1 protein-coding gene is annotated in these 372 nt (G+C 58.1%); it reads left to right on the plus strand.

Annotation, left to right across the window (positions count from 1 at the left end; genetic code table 11):
* On the plus strand, positions 1-372 hold a 372-nt coding region (locus tag DM807_RS00750), incomplete at both ends, for an immunoglobulin-like domain-containing protein (protein WP_244964995.1).

The following is a 372-nucleotide window of genomic DNA, read 5'->3' on the forward strand; positions in this document are numbered from 1 at the left end:
CCTTCGAGAACCTGCAGTTGGGTGGTGATGCTTCGGTCAAAGTGACCGACACCATCGACGAAGTGGTAGCCAAACTGACCGCAACGCCTTCGGTCACCGAAGGCGGCGAGATCACTTACACCATCACCCTGACCAACAAAGACGGTCTGCCGATCAACAACCACTCGGAGCTGTACTTCAAGCTGACCGATGGCACCACGGTCGTCGTCGCAGCCAACAGCACCACCGGTTCCGCCACCGTAATCGCGCCGGATAACGTCTATGTCGGTGCTAACCAGCCAGTGGTCAACGCCATCGATGCGGTCAGCGGTGCAGATGCGTGGAAGTTCGAAAACCTGAACCTGGACAAGACTCCGGTCAGCACCCAGGTCA

Origin of the sequence: Pseudomonas hunanensis (assembly GCF_013393325.1) — a bacterium.
In the GTDB taxonomy this organism is placed as follows: Bacteria; Pseudomonadota; Gammaproteobacteria; order Pseudomonadales; family Pseudomonadaceae; genus Aquipseudomonas; species Aquipseudomonas putida_P.